Raw genomic sequence first — 15,198 nt, forward strand, 5'->3', positions numbered from 1 at the left:
TATCCGCCGACCGGTGAGGACCTGGCGTCCGCCGGTCCGCAGGGACCGGAGACCGGCTCGGAGACCGGAGCCGCGCCCGTCAGGTGATGGCGGTCTGGATGGGGACCACCGAGCCCAGGGTGACCAGCAGGCCGCGGCCGGGTGGGCCGCCGACCGCGCCGCGCGGCAGGCGGACGGTGAACAGGTCGCCGTCGGCGGGGCTCTGGACCGACAGCAGCAGGCCCGTGCGCGCCTTGCGGGCCTCGGCGACGAAACCGCGGTAGGCGGTGGCGAGGTCGCCGGTGGTGCCGCCGACGATGAGGCCGTGCTCGCCGTCCCTGCCCGTGCGCAGCACCTGCTCCAGGGCCATGCCGAGAGGCGAGTCGGCGACGATCAGCTCGGCGTCGTCGACGATCACGACGTAGCGCTCCTGCCCGGCGACGGCCTCGTTCAGGTCGCCGCCCGCGTCGAGTACGGCCAGTACGCCCGGCACGTCCACCAGCGTGCACAGCGGGCTGCGCCGGGGGGTGACGAGCACCGTCGGGGTGCCGCGGGAGAGCAGGGACTGGGTGGCGGTCAGCAGGGCCGAGGAACGGCCGGATCTGGGCGGACCCGCGATGACCGCGCCGGGGCCGTGGGCGAGCAGGTCGACGCCGAGCGGGGCCAGCGAGTCGCCTCCGGCGCCGAGCAGCGCCCACAGCGGGGACGGCGGCTGGAAGGAGGGCGCCAGATCCAGCGTCTGGGCCACGGTGATGCGCATGGGCAGCGCGTCCACCCGCATCGGGGGCTCCGCGGTGATCTCCTTCGCCGCCCGGGCCAGCGCCTGGAGCGCGGCGACCTGGGCCGGTCCCGAGGGATCGTCGCAGAGCAGGGCGATCTGGTTCTCGGTGACGCCGTGCTCGCCGATGGACAGCGCGCGGCCGGGGGCCATCGTGGCGGGCAGGTCCTTGACGGGGAACCCGGCGAGGCCGTAGTCGGCGGGGTCGGCCAGCCGCAGGATCAGCCGGTCGTCGAAGACCGTGGAGATCTGCCCGATCAGCGCGGACCTGTCGCCGGTCACCACCGCCCGCAGCCCGACCGCCGGACCCTCCCTGAGCAGTTGCATGAGCGACTCGATCAGCCGCCCGTAGTCGTAGCCCTCGAACGCGGCGACGAACCCCTCCCACCGGTCGAGCATCAGCACCAGCCACGGCAGCCGCGGCCCTCCCCGGATGGCGCGCAGCTCCGCCAGCGACGCGTATCCGGCCTCGGCGAGGAGCTGCTGCCGACGCCCGATCTCGGCGCGGAGCCGCGCCAGCAGCCGCTCCACCCGGTCGAGCTGGTCGCGGGTCACCACCGCCCCGCAGTGCGGCATCGCCATCAGCGGCAGCAGGGCCCCCGAACCGCAGTCGATCGCGTGCACGTGCACGTCGTCGGGGGAGGCTCCGGCGGCGATCGCCCCCGCCAGCGTGCGCAGCGCGGTGGACCGCCCGCTCCGCGAGGCGCCCGCGAGGAGCAGGTGCCCCCCGTGGGCCAGGTCCAGCGCCAGCGCCCGCCGGTCCTGCGCCCACGGCAGGTCGGTGACCCCGAAGGCGAGCGGCGGCACCTCCTCGATCCCCGCGCGGTACGGCAGCGCGTCGCCGGACAGGCCCGGGAACGCGGGGGTGACGACGAGGTCGGCGAGCGGCGGAAGCCAGGGGCTCGGCTGCTCGGGGATCCCGGCGATGCGGGCGGCGTCGACCAGGGCGTCGGTGAGCACGGACAGGTCGGTGACGGGGGAGCCGTCGAGGGCCGTGTCGGGCGCGGCCAGCGGGCGCCCCAGAGCCCGCCAGCCGACCTCGGTCACGCGGACCCGGACCTCGCTGGAGGCGCCGGGGCTCCGCCCGCCGATCCTGGCGGTCTGCACGGCCGTCGCCCCGCCCGCGCCGGACTTCACGTAGCACCGGCCGGGGGTGGACTTGGAGATGTGCGCGGCGTCGGGGCGGTCGATGACGTCGGCGGACTCGGAGGACTCGGTGACCCGCAGCGCGATCCGCAGCGAGGTGTTGGCCTGGATGTCGGCGGTCACCACGCCGCCGGGTCGCTGGGTGGCGAGGATGAGGTGGATGCCGAGCGAGCGGCCGCGTCTGGCGATGTCGACCAGCCCGGTCATGAAGTCGGGCAGCTCGCTGACCATGGCCGCGAACTCGTCGATGACCAGCACCAGCCGGGGCAGCGCGGGCGGCGGCTCCGAACGCCCGCGCAGGGGCCGGGACGAGGCTCCGCCGCCGGCGACGAGCAGGTCGCGGGAGGCGCGGGCCGTCTGGGCGTCGCGGAGCTCGTGGTAGTCCTCGATGTCCTTCGCCCCGTGGGCCAGCAGCAGGCGCTCCCGGCGGCGGATCTCCGCGGCCAGGGAGGCCAGGGCTCGCTGCGTCAGGTGGCCGTCGAGGTCGCTGACCATGCCGACCGTGTGCGGGAGCCGTACGCACTCCTTGAACGCGGCCCCGCCCTTGTAGTCGATCAGCACGAACGTCATCTCGTCCGGCCGGTTGGTCACCGCCAGCGAGCAGATCAGGGTCTGCAGCAGCTCGGACTTGCCCGCGCCGGTGGTGCCCGCGATGAGCGCGTGCGGTCCGTCCCGGCTCAGGTCGACCGAGAACGTCCCCTCGGGGCCGACGCCCACCACGGCCTCGGTGCCGCGGCCCCAGCGTTCGGCGAGGGCCGTTCCCGAGACCGAGGGCAGCTCCAGCAGGTCGAGCAGCCGCGCGGACCCGGGCAGGGCCAGGCTCGAGTCGTCCCTGCTGACGTCGCGGATCGGGGCCAGGGAGCGGGCGAGCCGGTCGCACCAGGAGGCCGACACCTGGTCGGCCAGGATCTCGCCGAGGTCGTCCAGGCCGCCGCCGCGCAGCCGGACCGTGCCGTCCGAGGTCACCGCGGCCACGGTGGCGCACTCCTCGGGCAGCAGCCGCTGGTCGCCGTCGACGGCCAGGGTGTAGACGCCCGCCCGGGGACCCTGGCGGAGCACCTGCGGCATGCCGGGCAGCGCGCGCAGGACCTGGGCGCCGTCCAGGACGACCAGCACGTCGTACGGACGCTCGTCGTAGACGGGGGCGGCCAGCGGCTGCTCCGCGCCGCCGAGGTCGCCCCAGCCGGTCGGGATCCGGCCGAGCTTCATCGCCGAGCCGTCGTCCTCGTCGAGACGCTCCTCGATCAGCGTGGCCAGCTCGCTCACCCGGCGGGCCGCGGCCTCGGGGTCGGCGCCGACCAGGGCCAGGCAGTCCTCGCCACCGCGCGGGGCGCAGTGCGGGAGCCAGCGGACCCAGTTCCAGCGCTCCTCGCCGTCGCCGTGCGCGGAGAGCACGACGATCGCCAGGTCACGCGGGCTGTGCAGGGCGGCGGCCTGGCCGACCAGCCAGCGGGCCAGCCCGGCCGTCGTCTCCCGGGGCCCGGTCAGGCCGGCGACGCCCAGGCGGCGCATGGCCAGCGCCACGGGCACCGCGTGGCAGGTGGGAGGGTCGGGCATCGGGGTCTCGATCGGGGCGGTGCGTTCGGGGGCGAACTCCAGGTCGGCGGGGAGGTCGGCGAGGCCGACCCGCAGCCGCAGCGCGTCGGGGTCGTGGTCGCGCCGTTCCCACAGCCGCCGCCGGGGGCCGGTCGCGGTGAGCAGCACCTCGGCGGGATCGGGCGCCGCCGTACGGCGGGCGGCCTCGTCGTCGGCGCGGGCACGGTCCACGGTGGCCTCGAAGGCCTTCATCCGCTCCCTGTACTGCTTGATCTGCTGGCGGTACTGCTTGCGGCCGTGCCGCTTGTCGCTCCACCACTGGCCGAGCATGATCAATGGGGTCATCAGCGCGAACAGCAGGAAGTACCAGGTGTTGAGAGCCCAGGCCATGATCAGTCCCAGCCCGGCGGGCAGGAGCGCGGTCAGCAGTTGCAGCCGCATGGTCTCGGCGCGTTTGGGCTCGGCCGGGACCTCGAAGCGCCGCCCGCCGCCCGGCGGCCGGAACCTGGGCGGCCGGTTGTAGGCGAGACCGCCGTCGGGCTGGGCGTCCAGGTGCGCGTCGGGAGGCTCGACGGCCTTGAGGGTCAGCACGGTCGCGCCGCAGGTCAGCAGGGCGTGCTCGGGCCACGGCTCCGCGTTTTCCAGGGGGTCGCGGTCCAGGCGCGGCGCATGGTGGGCGGCTCCCGGGGCGGGCTCCACGGTGATGGCGTCGGGGGTGAGCCGCACCACGGCCGCCTCGCCGGGCAGCAGGGGGTCGGGAACGGACACCGCGCAGGCGGGGTCGGAGCCGATGGTGTGGACGCCGAGGCTGAGGCGGTGCACGGAACCGGCGGCGGGACCGCCGACGACCCGGATCTCCACGATGCCGCCGGGCTCCTCGGCGAGGGTGATCCCGGCGAGGGCGCGGTCGAGGGTGACGAGGTCGCCGTCACGGAGCAGGCCGAGCGCGGGGGCGGTGGGTGCCAGGGGGCGGCCGTCCAGCCAGAGGGTGGGGGGTTCGGCGCCGGGGGAGTCGCGGCTCAGCCCGTAGGGGGCCTTGCTGCGTGTCAGGCGGACCACGTTGGTCGCCCGCTCGCCCGTCTGCCCGGCGAGTGACTCCGCGAGCCGCGCCACCGTGGTCGTTTCGTCGCCCTCGACCACGACATCGCGGTCGGTGTGCTCGCTGAGCACGGTGAGCATGATCCGCATCGCCGCTCCTCGGGTCAGGCCCCCGATCCAAGGTACATAGTGTGGGCGGCTCTGGAGAGGCTGTTTGCGGCAATGCCGTAGGTCACCGTCTGGTATGTGGAAAACGTCCCTGCCTGTGGACAACTGTCGGGCGGCGTTGGGCAGTTATGCCGTTCTAGATGGGCATTTGCTGATTTTGGCGCTTCTGACCAGCGAGGGCTTCGCCGTACGAGGCTGTGGAAAACTCTCCCGGAGCTGTGGAGTTCCGCCGGGCCCGGCTCCTGGCCTGGAGCTCGTCGGTCTTCTCCTCCAGCAGCCCGGCGTACGCGCTGACCTCGGAGGTCACCTCTGCCAGCCCGGTCGCCGCGCGGTGCAGGCTCCCGAGGACCCTTCCCGTCGCGGGCGCGGCGGCGATGCGCTCGGCCCCCCTTGTGATCCATCCACGGAGCAGGCGTTCGGCCATCGCCGTGAGGAGCCCGATACGTCCCGTGCCCGGCGCCCGGCGCCTGAACGACTTGGCCATAACTCAAGGATGGCACGTCTGAACGCGTTCGAGGCGATGAGAGGCACATGGGAAGCGCATGAGAAGCACATGGGAAGCGTATGGGAAGTGCACACCCCGCAGGGGAGAGGCGAAGGGCTTGTAAATGATGCGCGTAAATGGTGTTACAGCTGTTACGAGAGTTAATAACAGTCCTTATCACCTAGATAAGTATCCTGTCATCTAGCCAAAACGCCATGTTCTTCTGAGCTGCCGTTGACAGACGTGTTCCTATCAAACGAGCATGGGTACTGGCTTTTGTCCGACAGCCCGTCGGCATGGTGCGCATAATGGCGTAAATTCGACCAGTAGTCCCCATATTTATGATCACTCTGGGAGTCCCCCTACCCATGAGGACCAGTGAGAAGCCAACGGGCCGTGTCCCGGTGAACGCCGACAGGCAAATGTCGGCGGGCACCCTTTCAGGGCCTGCGTCGCGAAAACTTCCCGTGCCCCCACGCGAGCGCAAACCCGCTCTCGCGGCTCTCGCCATCCTGCTCATTCTGGGCGGCGCCCTCGCCACCACCCTGCTGGTCCTGCGCAGCGGAGACCGTGTCTCCGCGATCGGAATCGTCCGGCAGATCGGTGCGGGCCAGCCCTTCACCGCGGCGGTGATGAAAGAGGTCCAGATCGCCGACACCGGCATCGGCTACGTGGCATGGGCCGACCGCGCCCGCGTCGCCGAGAATTTCGCACGCGTCACCATCATCCCGGGCACCCTGCTGACCCGGGAGATGGTGGTCTCCGCCAGCAGGGAGCTGGGCCCGGGGAAGGCGCAGGTGGGTCTGTCACTCAAACCCGGCCAGTCGCCGGGGACCCTGGAGAGGGGCGATCGGGTCCAGATCGTCTACGTGCCCAGCCGGGGTGGCAACTCGACCGCGCAGAGCAGGGTGCTGGCCGAGAGCGCTCTGGTCGATCAGGTCGGGACGCCGGGCAGCAGCGGATCGACCGGCCGGGTCACGGTGATCGTGGACACCTCGATCTCGCCGACCGTCGTCGCCTACGCCTCCAGCGGCGAGATCGCGCTGGCCGAGCTGCCGGGAGCGCGCTGACGTGGCGCTCATCGTGCTGGCCGCCGACAAGGGCGCGCCGGGCGTGACCACGGCGGCCACGGCGCTCGGCGCGGTCTGGCCGCGCCCGGTGCTGCTCGCCGAGTGCGACCCGGCGGGAGGAGACCTCGCCTACCGCCTCCCCGCCGCCGACGGCGGCGTGCTCAATCCCAGCAGGGGCCTGCTCACCCTGGGCGCCACGGCCCGCCGGGGCCTGCACCCCGACCAGATCTACGAGCACACCCAGAAGATCATCGGTGGCCTGGACATCCTGGCGGGGCTGACCCACGGCGAGCAGGCGGCCGGGCTGACCTGGCTCTGGAGCCCGCTCGGCAGGGCACTGGCCGCGCTGCCCCATGCGGACGTGCTGGCCGACTGCGGCCGCCTCGGCGGGCACCCGCAGACGGCCGAGCTGACGGCCGAGGCCGAGCTGGTGGTGCTGTTCACCAGGGCGAGCCTGGACCACGTCGCGCATCTGCGGGAACGCCTCCAGGTGATGCCGCGCGACCCCCAGATCGGAGTCGTGGTGATCGCCGACCCCCGGCAGTACCGCACGACGATCGACGAGGTCCGCCGGATCGTCACCGCCACCGGCAGGAACGTCGCCTTCGTGAGCGGGCTCGCCCACGACCCCAAGGGAGCGGAGCTGCTGCGCGGCCAGTGGGGCGGACGACTGGACCGCTCTCTGCTGATCCGTACCGCCCGCGAGCTGGCCGGCCGTCTCACGGCACAGGTCCGCGCCCCGGAGCCGGCCCAGTGAGCCCGCGCGGTGGGACTCGCCGTACGGACTCGCGCCCCGGAGCCGGCCCGATGGGCTTCCGTGCCGCGGTTCGCCTCGTGAGCCCGCGCCTCGGAGCCCGTCCCATGAGCCCGCGCGTCGGGCCGTCGAGCGGAGCGAGGCCGTGACCATCGACCACACGCTGGTGAAGCGTTTCCGGCAGGAGGTCGGCGACCGGCTGGCCCACCAGCGCCGCCTGGACCAGGCCAACGGTCTGGTCCCGATGACCGGCGAGGACGAGCGCCAGTTCGCCCGCGCGCTGATCGCGCAGGTGCTCGAGGAGTTCGCGCGCGGTGAGATCGGCATCGGCAGGACCCCTCCCACGGCGGAGGAGGAGGAGGCGCTCGCCGCCGGGATCCACGCCGCGCTGTTCGGCGTCGGACGCCTGCAGCCGCTGCTGGACGACCCCGAGGTCGAGAACATCGACATCAACGGCTGCGACCGGGTCTTCGTCGGCTACGCCGACGGCCAGGAGATCATGCGCGAGCCGGTGGCCGAGTCCGACGAGGAGCTGGTCGAGCTGATCCAGATCCTCGCCGCCTACAGCGGTCTGTCCAGCAGGCCGTTCGACACCGCCAACCCCCAGCTTGACCTGCGCCTCCCCGACGGCTCCCGGCTCTCGGCGGTCATGGACGTGACGGTCCGCCCGTCCATCTCCATCCGCCGTTCCCGGCTGGGCAAGGTGTTTCTCAGCGACCTCGTGGGAAACGGCACCCTCACCCCGGAGCTGGGCCGCTTCCTCTCGGCCGCCGTGGCGGCCAGGAAGAACATCATGATCTCCGGCTCGACCAACGCCGGGAAGACGACCCTGCTGCGCGCCCTGGCCAACGAGATCTCGCCGACCGAACGACTGATCACCGTGGAGCGCGCCCTGGAGCTCGGCCTCGACCAGTTCTCCGAGCTCCATCCCAACGTGGTGGCCTTCGAGCAGCGGCTCCCCAACTCCGAGGGCCAGGGCGAGATCAGCATGGCGGAGCTGGTCCGCCGCTCCCTGCGCATGAACCCGTCCCGGGTGATCGTCGGCGAGGTCCTCGGAGACGAGATCGTCACCATGCTCAACGCGATGACCCAGGGCAACGACGGCTCGCTGTCGACCATCCACGCCAACTCCTCGATGGAGGTCTTCAACCGCATCGCCACCTACGCGCTCCAGGCCAACGAACGCCTGCCGATCGAGGCCACCCACATGCTCATCGCGGGTGCGATCGACTTCGTGGTCTTCCTGGAGAAGCGCAACGAGTACGCGGAGGGCGGCACGCTGCGCCGATTCGTGTCGAGCGTGCGCGAGGTGGCCGGCGTGGACGGCAGGGTGCTCTCCTCGGAGGTGTTCGCCCTGTCACGTGACGGACAGCTCGTTCCGCACGCCCCCCTGTCCTGCCTGGAGGAGCTCGCCCGCCACGGCTACGACCCGGGAGGCTGGGCATGATCCCCATCCCGCCGGGACTGTTCGACCCGCTGGTGCTGCTCTCCGGGATCGCGGTGGGCGCCGGGCTGTTCCTGCTCATCATCGCCCTGTACGGCATGCGTCCCCGGCAGGCCACCCCCAACAAGAAGGCCGGCAGGCGCGAGTTCGTCCGGGCGCTGTCCACCCGCTCCGCCGTGGGCGCCATCGCCGGGGTGGCCGTGCTCGTGGTGACCGGATGGCCGGTCATGGCGGTGGGAGCCGTGCTCCTGGCGATCGGATGGCGGGGCCTCTCCGGCGGCGCGGCCTCCGAACGCACCGCGATGCGGCAGCTGGAGGGACTGGCCGCCTGGACCGAGTCGCTCCGCGACACCATCGCCGGAGCCGCCGGTCTGGAACAGGCGATCCCGTCCTCGATCCGGGCCGCGGCCCCCACGCTCCGCCCGCACCTGCTGGCGCTGGTCGACCGCCTGCGCACCCGGATGGCGCTGCCCGACGCGCTCCGGCTGTTCGCCGACGAGCTCGACGACCCCTCGGCGGACCTGGTCGTGGCCGCCCTGATCCTCAACTCCAAACTGCGCGGCCCCGGCCTGCGCGACGTGCTCGGGGCGCTGGCCGTATCGGCCCGCGAGGAGCTCGACATGCGCCGCCGGGTCGAGGCGGAGCGTCGCTCCACCCGGCGCAGCGCGCAGATCGTGGTCGGTACGGCCGTCGCCTTCGCCGCCCTGCTGGTCGTGTTCAACCCCTCCTACGTCGAGGAGTACGACAACACCCTCGGACAGGCCGTGCTCGTGGTGGTCGCCGCGTTCTTCGGCGCCGGGTTCGCCTGGATGCGCCGCCTGGCCCGCTTCGACAAGCCCGCCCGCCTGCTGGGCCTGCCCTCCGGAGGTGAGGTGCGCGATGACTGAGGAACTGCTCGCCGGATCGGTGCTCGGACTGGGCCTCTTCCTGCTGATACGGGCGCTGTTCCCGGCCCGGCCCGGGCTGGTGACGCGGCTGCTGGCGCTGGACGCGGCCAGGGAGGGGACAAACGCCTCCATCACGCGGCTCATCCTGCCCGACGAGGAGGTCAGCGCGTTCCGGCGGAATCTGGGCGTACGGCTGGCCCGCTTCTACGCGGCCAGGGGCTGGGAGGTCCGTTCGGCCAGGGCGGATCTGGCGCTGCTCGGCAAGTCGTTCGAGGGCTTCCTGGCGACGAAGGTGCTGCTGGCCGTGTCCGGGCTGCTGGCCTTCCCGCTGCTGATCGGCTGGCTGGTGCTGATGGAGTGGGGCGTCTCGCTCACCATCCCGCTGTGGGCCGCGCTCATCGTCGCCGGACTCTTCTTCGTCCTGCCCGACCTGCAGATCAAACGGGACGCCGCCCGGATGCGCCGCGACTTCCGGCACGTCGTCGGATCCTTCCTGGACCTGGTGGCGATGAACCTCGCGGGCGGGCGCGGCGTGCCCGAGGCGCTGATGATGGCGGTCTCCGTGGGCAGTCCCGGGCCCGACGACGAGGGGGCCAACTGGGCGATGTCCCGGATCCGCGAGGCGCTCGGCAACGCCAGGATCGTCGGCATCACCCCCTGGCAGGCGCTCGGCCAGCTCGGCGACGAGATCAACGTCGACGAGCTGCGCGACCTGTCCGCCGCACTCGGGCTGGTCGCCGACGACGGCGCCAAGGTCCGTTCGTCCCTGACCGCCCGCGCCGCGACCATGCGGCGGCGCGAGCTCGCCGAGGTGGAGGGGAAGGCGGGCGAGCGATCCCAGTCGATGCTCGTCGCCCAGCTCCTGCTCTGCGCGGGCTTCGTGATCTTTCTGAGTTTCCCGGCCGCTATGAAGATGTTGGGGTCCTGACCATGCTGAGCCATCCATGGATCGTCTATACGGTCGCCTTCCTGAACGTACGGATCGAGAAGGCCCGCAACGCCCCCACCCGGGGAGCCTCCGCCGTCGAGTGGGTCATCATCACGGCCATCATCGCCGGCGTGGCGCTCGGTCTCGCCACCCTCATCAAGACCCTGGTCGAGGGGAAACAGGGCGAGATCGAGAACCAGTTCGGCAACGGCGGCGGCGGTGGTGGTGGTGACGGCGGCGGTGAAGTCGGCGACCAGGGGTAACGACCGGGAGCGCGGCGCGACCGTCGTCGAGCTGGCGATCATCATGCCGATCGTGCTGGCCGTCATCCTGCTCATCGTGCAGTCGGCCCTGTGGTTCCACGGCCGGCAGGTGGCCGACGCCGCGGCCAGGGAAGGGGCACGGCTCGCCCGGATCGACTCGGAGAGCTGGGAGACCGACGCGAAGGAGCGGGCCGACGAGATCCTCCAGGCGATCGGTCCGAAGCTTCTCGACGGCGCCACGGTCGAGACGTGGCAGGAGGGTGACCGGCGAGGCGTCGAGATCACCGCCACGGCGGTTCAGGTCGTCCCGCTGCTGCCCTCCACGACGTTCACCATCACCTCCCGCTTCGGCGGTCCCATCGAGTGCTTCCGTCCCGACGAGGACGACGGCGGTGAGGAATGCCCGTGATCCTCCGAGCTCTCTCCCGTCGCGCCCTTGTTCACGGACGTGATCACGACTCCGAAGGGACACGTGATCACGGATGTGATCGGGCGCGCGACCGGGATCACGACTACGGGCACGGACGCGGCCGGAGGCGCGATCACGGACATGAACGGGATCGTGACCGCAGACACGGGCGGGGGCGCGGACAGGGGCGTGGACGCCTGCGGCGTGACGGCGAACGCGGGTCGCTGAGCGCGGAGACGGTGCTGCTCGCCCCGGTCTTCCTGCTGTTCCTGCTCTTCCTGGTCGGTGCGGGAAGGATGGTGGAGGCTCAGGGCGAGGTCAACGGAGCGGCCAGGGACGCCGCCAGGGCCGCCTCCGTGGAACGCACGCGGTCCGACGCCGAGACCGCAGCCGATGAGGCCGCCAAGGAAGCGCTGTCGGGCGAGTGCGAGCCGGAGGTCAGCCTGGACGGTTCGGTATGGGAGGAGGGCGGCCGGGTCAGGGCTCAGGTGACCTGCTCGCTGGACCTGGCATTCCTCGGCTTCGGCGCGGCCAAGGAGATGACGGGCGACTCGGTGGTCCCGCTCGAGGTGTACCGGAGGATCGAGAATTGAATCTCCCCGAAGGCAGAACGCTGCCGCGTGCTTCCGGTGGACCCGCATGTCCGAAGGGGCGTGTCGACCCGGGGGAGACGCCGTCGCGGGCCTTCGGCGGATCCACAGGGTTGGGAGAGCGGGCCGAAACGGGGAAAGCGCTGCCGCGTGTTTCCGGCACGCCCGAGCGGGTGGGCGCCGGGGGGAGTCGCCGCGGTGACCGGGGGTCCATGTCGATCTTCACGGTGGTCTTCTCGGTGGTGGTCTTCCTGCTGGCGGGGCTTCTGGTGGACGGCGGAGCGGCCATCAACGCCCGGCTGCGCGCCGCCGACGTCGCCGAGCAGGCCGCCAGGGCCGCCGCCGACCAGATCGACGTCGAGTATCTCCGTGACACCGGCCAGGCCCGGCTGCTGGAGGACGGCGCGGTCTGCGACAAGGCCGAAGAGATCGTCTCCGCCCACGACGGCGACGACGTCCAGCCTCCCGAGTGCACGGTCAACCAAGGGGGGGCCCAGGTCACGGTGACCGTCTCCGTCAGCTGGAAGGCGTTCTTCCTGGCCGCCTTCGGCTTCCCCGGCGCGGAGATGGAGGCCACGGCCACCGCCGGTCCGGATACCGGGGAAGACCAATTGCCGTGAACCGCTGGCTCACCGGATGACCGGCCACGAATCTGGACAGGGAGGGAGAGAGATGCCCACGCGACAGCCCATGCGTATCAAGCCCAAGCGCACCCTGGGCGACCTGATGGCCGGACTCGGCGCGCTGGTCGTCCTGGCCGCACTCATCGCCGGAGTCCCCTACGCGCTGCTCCGGCTGGCCGGGCCGCCGCTCCCGCCCGAGTTGCTCAACCTCGACCTGCTGACCAGCCAGGTGGGCACGAGCACGATCACCGCGATCCTCGTGCTGCTGGTCTGGCTCGCGTGGGCGCAGCTGGTCGTCTGCGTGATCGTCGAGATCTACGCCGGGCTGCGCCGGGTCGGCATGCCGGCCAGGGTGCCGCTCTCCGGGGGCACCCAGCTGCTCGCCAACCGATTGGTCTCGGCCGCCCTGCTGCTGTTCACCGTGTCGGCGGTGGTCGTCCCGATCGCGAAGCTGACCGGCCCGCCCGCCCGCCCCGCCACCGTCTCGGCCGCCCTGTACGCGATGTCCGCGCCGGTCGGCGAGGAGCGGGCGCCGCTGGTGTCGGTGGAGAAGGCCAAGAAGGTCTACGTGGTGCAGCCGCCGCACGGACGTCACCACGAGAGCCTGTGGGAGATCGCGGAGAAGTGCCTCGGCGACGGGCGGCGCTATCCGGAGATCTACCAGCTCAACCAGCACAAGGAGCAGCCCGACGGCAGCCGTCTCCACATGGCCGACCTGATCAGGCCCGGCTGGGTGCTGGACATGCCGGACGACGCCAGGAACATCCACGTCGTCCCGGCGTCCCAGCCTCGTGACGACACCCTCAAGGACCACCGCACGAAACCCGCCGAACTGGACGGCCGCACCCAGACCTTCACCCCCGGCCGCTCGGCCTTTCCTGCGGAGTCCCCGCCCGAGGTCTCCGTCTCCCCGGACACCTCCGTCATCCCCGAGGGCGGATCCGGAGGCAAGGAGAGCGCTCCCGCCGAGCGCCGGGACCCGGGAAAGCCGGGAGAGGCGGCCGACCCCGGACCCACCGGACAGAACGCCGGGCAGAACACAGGACAGGGCATCGAGCTGGGGATGCTCGACTACCTGGCGGGCGCCTCGCTGGCGGCGGCGGGGCTGCTGGCGGCGCTCGGCCGCAGGCGCAGGGAGCAGCTCTGGCATCGGGCCTTCGGGCACCGCATCACCCGGCCGAGGGACGACGCCGCCCAGGCCGAGGTCGCGCTCCGGCTCGGCGCCGACGCCCCGGGCAGCCGGATGCTGGACATCGGGCTCCGGCTTCTCGGCAGGTCCCTCGCGGCCGAGAACCGGATTCCGCCCACGATCTACGCCGCCCACCTGTCCTCGCAGACCCTCGACCTGTGGATTCACCCGCCCGACCCCGAGGCCCCCGCGCCCTGGACCGCCCACGACGGCGGCCAGGTGTGGCGGCTCCCGGCGCACGAGGGCCGGATGCTCGACGAGCAGGCGCTCGCCGACGCGCCCGCGCCGTATCCGGGCCTGGTCTCGCTGGGCTCCAACGGTGAGGGCAGGGTGCTCGTCGATCTGGAGGCCGCCCACGGGCTGATCAGCATCAAGGGCCCCCAGTCCACCGCCGCCCTCGCCGCGCTCGCGGTGGAGCTGGCCACCAACCGCTGGTCGGACCGGATGCTCGTCACGCTCGTCGGCTTCGGTGAGGAGCTGACCGTGATCGCCCCCGAAAGGATCAGATGCGTGGGAAGCCTGGCCGAGATCCTGCCCGAGTTGGAGGCCAAGGCCGGTGATCGCGGCTCCGGCGGCGAGGTGCTGACCGGCCGGATTCACGGACGCGCCACCGACCCGGCCTGGCCGCCGCACTACCTGCTGTCCGCGATCGCCCCGAACGCCGAGGAGGGCCACCGCCTGGCGATGCTCGGCAGGAAGGGCACCCGCACGGCCGCCGGATACGTGATCGCGGGCGACGTTCCGCACGCCACCTGGAACTGGAAGATCGGCGAGGACGACCGGGCCGCGGTGGACGTGCTCGGGTTCGAGGTGGACGCGCAACTGCTGCCCCGCCGCCAGTACCAGGCACTGATCGACCTGTTCACGACGGCCGGGCGATTCGAGGGGGAGCCCCTGCTCGACGAGCCGGAACCGGTCACCCAGACGCCCTCGGTCGAGGTCCGGATCCTGGGCTCGATCGAGATCACCGGCCCGCCGCCCCTGGAGGAGGGCCGGGCGGTGCTCGCCATCGAGACGGTCGTCTACCTGGCGACCCATCCCGGCGGCGTCCACCCCGTCGTGCTCGGCGGCATCCTCTGGCCGCGGGGGGTGCAGTCCGTGGTCAGGGACGCCACGATCGCCAGGGTCGTCGCCTGGCTGGGCACCGACAGCGAGGGGCGGCCCAACCTCTACGCCGACGAGTCCGGGCGGCTCCGGCTGGGCCCCGAGGTGAGGACCGACTGGATGCTCTTCCGCGACCTCGTCCGCAGGTCGCACAGCGACCCCACCGGCCGCGCCCGGCTCCTGGACGAGGCCCTGAGCCTGGTACGGGGCCCGCTGCTGAACGGCCGCCCGCGCGGTCGCTACACCTGGCTGGCCGCCGACGACCTGGAGTACAACGTGATCGCGGGCGTCGCGGACGCCGCACATCGACTCTGCGAGGTACGGCTGGCCCACGGCGAGGCCGATGAGGCCGTGGCGGCGGTGCGGGCGGGGCTGCTGCTGGCCGCCGACGACGAGGGCCTCTGGCGGGACCTGCTGCGGGCCACCCATCTGACCTCCGATCCCGGCAGGCTGGCAGCGGTGGCCGACGCCCTGCACCGGCGGGCCGCCTCCCATCCGTACGGCGGCGGGATGGCTCCCGAGACCGAGGCCCTCATCGACGAGCTCCTGCCCTCGTGGCGGATGCGCTCGGCGCCGACGGCATGACCGGGCGAACGGGCCGGGGGTCCGAGACGGAGACCGACGACCGGACGGGGATCTCGCACGACGCCGTGCCGGATCGCCGGTTGGGCGACGCGTATGAGGTCGTGACGGGTCGCCGGACGAGCGACGTGTATGAGGTCGTGACGGGTCATCGGGCGAGGGGTGTGCGTGTGGCCATGCCGATTCGTGCATATCGGTGGTTCCGTACGGAGCGCGCTTTTAGCGT

The 15,198-nt window shown here is 72.2% G+C and carries 13 protein-coding genes; 11 read left to right on the plus strand and 2 right to left on the minus strand.

Annotated elements, in window-relative coordinates:
- Nucleotides 1-79: 79 nt before the first annotated feature.
- Together DKM19_RS04840 and DKM19_RS04845 are read right to left on the minus strand one after the other, a co-directional pair.
- Nucleotides 80-4,627 carry an FtsK/SpoIIIE domain-containing protein gene (locus DKM19_RS04840; RefSeq protein ID WP_110694665.1) on the minus strand — a complete coding sequence of 1,516 codons (4,548 nt, stop codon included), beginning with the start codon at nucleotides 4,625-4,627 and terminating at the stop codon, nucleotides 80-82.
- Nucleotides 4,628-4,781: 154 nt separating this feature from the next.
- Nucleotides 4,782-5,129 (minus strand): hypothetical protein, encoded by a 348-nt coding sequence (locus tag DKM19_RS04845; protein ID WP_110694666.1) that lies wholly within the window; start codon nucleotides 5,127-5,129, stop codon nucleotides 4,782-4,784.
- 467 nt (nucleotides 5,130-5,596) lie between these two features.
- Here DKM19_RS04845 and DKM19_RS04850 point away from each other — a divergent pair, with 467 nt between their 5' ends.
- From DKM19_RS04850 to DKM19_RS04895, 11 genes are all read left to right on the plus strand, one after another.
- Nucleotides 5,597-6,199 carry a hypothetical protein gene (locus DKM19_RS04850; RefSeq protein ID WP_239514081.1) on the plus strand — a complete coding sequence of 201 codons (603 nt, stop codon included), beginning with the start codon at nucleotides 5,597-5,599 and terminating at the stop codon, nucleotides 6,197-6,199.
- Between the two features lies 1 nt (nucleotide 6,200).
- Complete coding sequence (locus DKM19_RS04855) at nucleotides 6,201-6,956, plus strand: hypothetical protein (RefSeq protein WP_110694668.1); 756 nt, start codon at nucleotides 6,201-6,203, stop codon at nucleotides 6,954-6,956.
- A 142-nt stretch (nucleotides 6,957-7,098) separates the two neighbouring features.
- Nucleotides 7,099-8,400, plus strand: coding sequence for a CpaF family protein (locus DKM19_RS04860; RefSeq protein WP_239514082.1), 1,302 nt, complete (start codon nucleotides 7,099-7,101; stop codon nucleotides 8,398-8,400).
- On the plus strand, nucleotides 8,397-9,284 hold the full coding sequence (locus tag DKM19_RS04865) for a type II secretion system F family protein (RefSeq protein WP_110694669.1): 888 nt from the start codon (nucleotides 8,397-8,399) through the stop codon (nucleotides 9,282-9,284). Before DKM19_RS04860 ends, DKM19_RS04865 begins: the two co-directional genes overlap by 4 nt.
- Nucleotides 9,277-10,212 (plus strand): type II secretion system F family protein, encoded by a 936-nt coding sequence (locus tag DKM19_RS04870; protein WP_089209849.1) that lies wholly within the window; start codon nucleotides 9,277-9,279, stop codon nucleotides 10,210-10,212. Before DKM19_RS04865 ends, DKM19_RS04870 begins: the two co-directional genes overlap by 8 nt.
- Before the next feature lie 2 nt (nucleotides 10,213-10,214).
- Complete coding sequence (locus DKM19_RS04875; RefSeq protein WP_110694670.1) at nucleotides 10,215-10,475, plus strand: hypothetical protein; 261 nt, start codon at nucleotides 10,215-10,217, stop codon at nucleotides 10,473-10,475.
- Nucleotides 10,441-10,884, plus strand: coding sequence for a TadE family protein (locus tag DKM19_RS04880; protein WP_239514083.1), 444 nt, complete (start codon nucleotides 10,441-10,443; stop codon nucleotides 10,882-10,884). Before DKM19_RS04875 ends, DKM19_RS04880 begins: the two co-directional genes overlap by 35 nt.
- A gap of 63 nt (nucleotides 10,885-10,947) precedes the next feature.
- Nucleotides 10,948-11,112, plus strand: a complete 165-nt coding sequence (locus DKM19_RS49290; protein WP_162641301.1) for a hypothetical protein — start codon at nucleotides 10,948-10,950, stop codon at nucleotides 11,110-11,112.
- Between the two features lie 11 nt (nucleotides 11,113-11,123).
- Nucleotides 11,124-11,477 (plus strand): TadE/TadG family type IV pilus assembly protein, encoded by a 354-nt coding sequence (locus tag DKM19_RS49295; protein WP_162641302.1) that lies wholly within the window; start codon nucleotides 11,124-11,126, stop codon nucleotides 11,475-11,477.
- A 209-nt stretch (nucleotides 11,478-11,686) separates the two neighbouring features.
- Nucleotides 11,687-12,094, plus strand: a complete 408-nt coding sequence (locus tag DKM19_RS04890; protein WP_110694672.1) for a pilus assembly protein TadG-related protein — start codon at nucleotides 11,687-11,689, stop codon at nucleotides 12,092-12,094.
- Nucleotides 12,095-12,146: 52 nt separating this feature from the next.
- Nucleotides 12,147-14,975 carry a BTAD domain-containing putative transcriptional regulator gene (locus tag DKM19_RS04895; RefSeq protein ID WP_110694673.1) on the plus strand — a complete coding sequence of 943 codons (2,829 nt, stop codon included), beginning with the start codon at nucleotides 12,147-12,149 and terminating at the stop codon, nucleotides 14,973-14,975.
- Nucleotides 14,976-15,198: the final 223 nt, after the last annotated feature.

The organism is Streptosporangium sp. 'caverna', assembly GCF_003203775.1.
Taxonomy (GTDB): Bacteria; Actinomycetota; Actinomycetes; order Streptosporangiales; family Streptosporangiaceae; genus Streptosporangium; species Streptosporangium subroseum.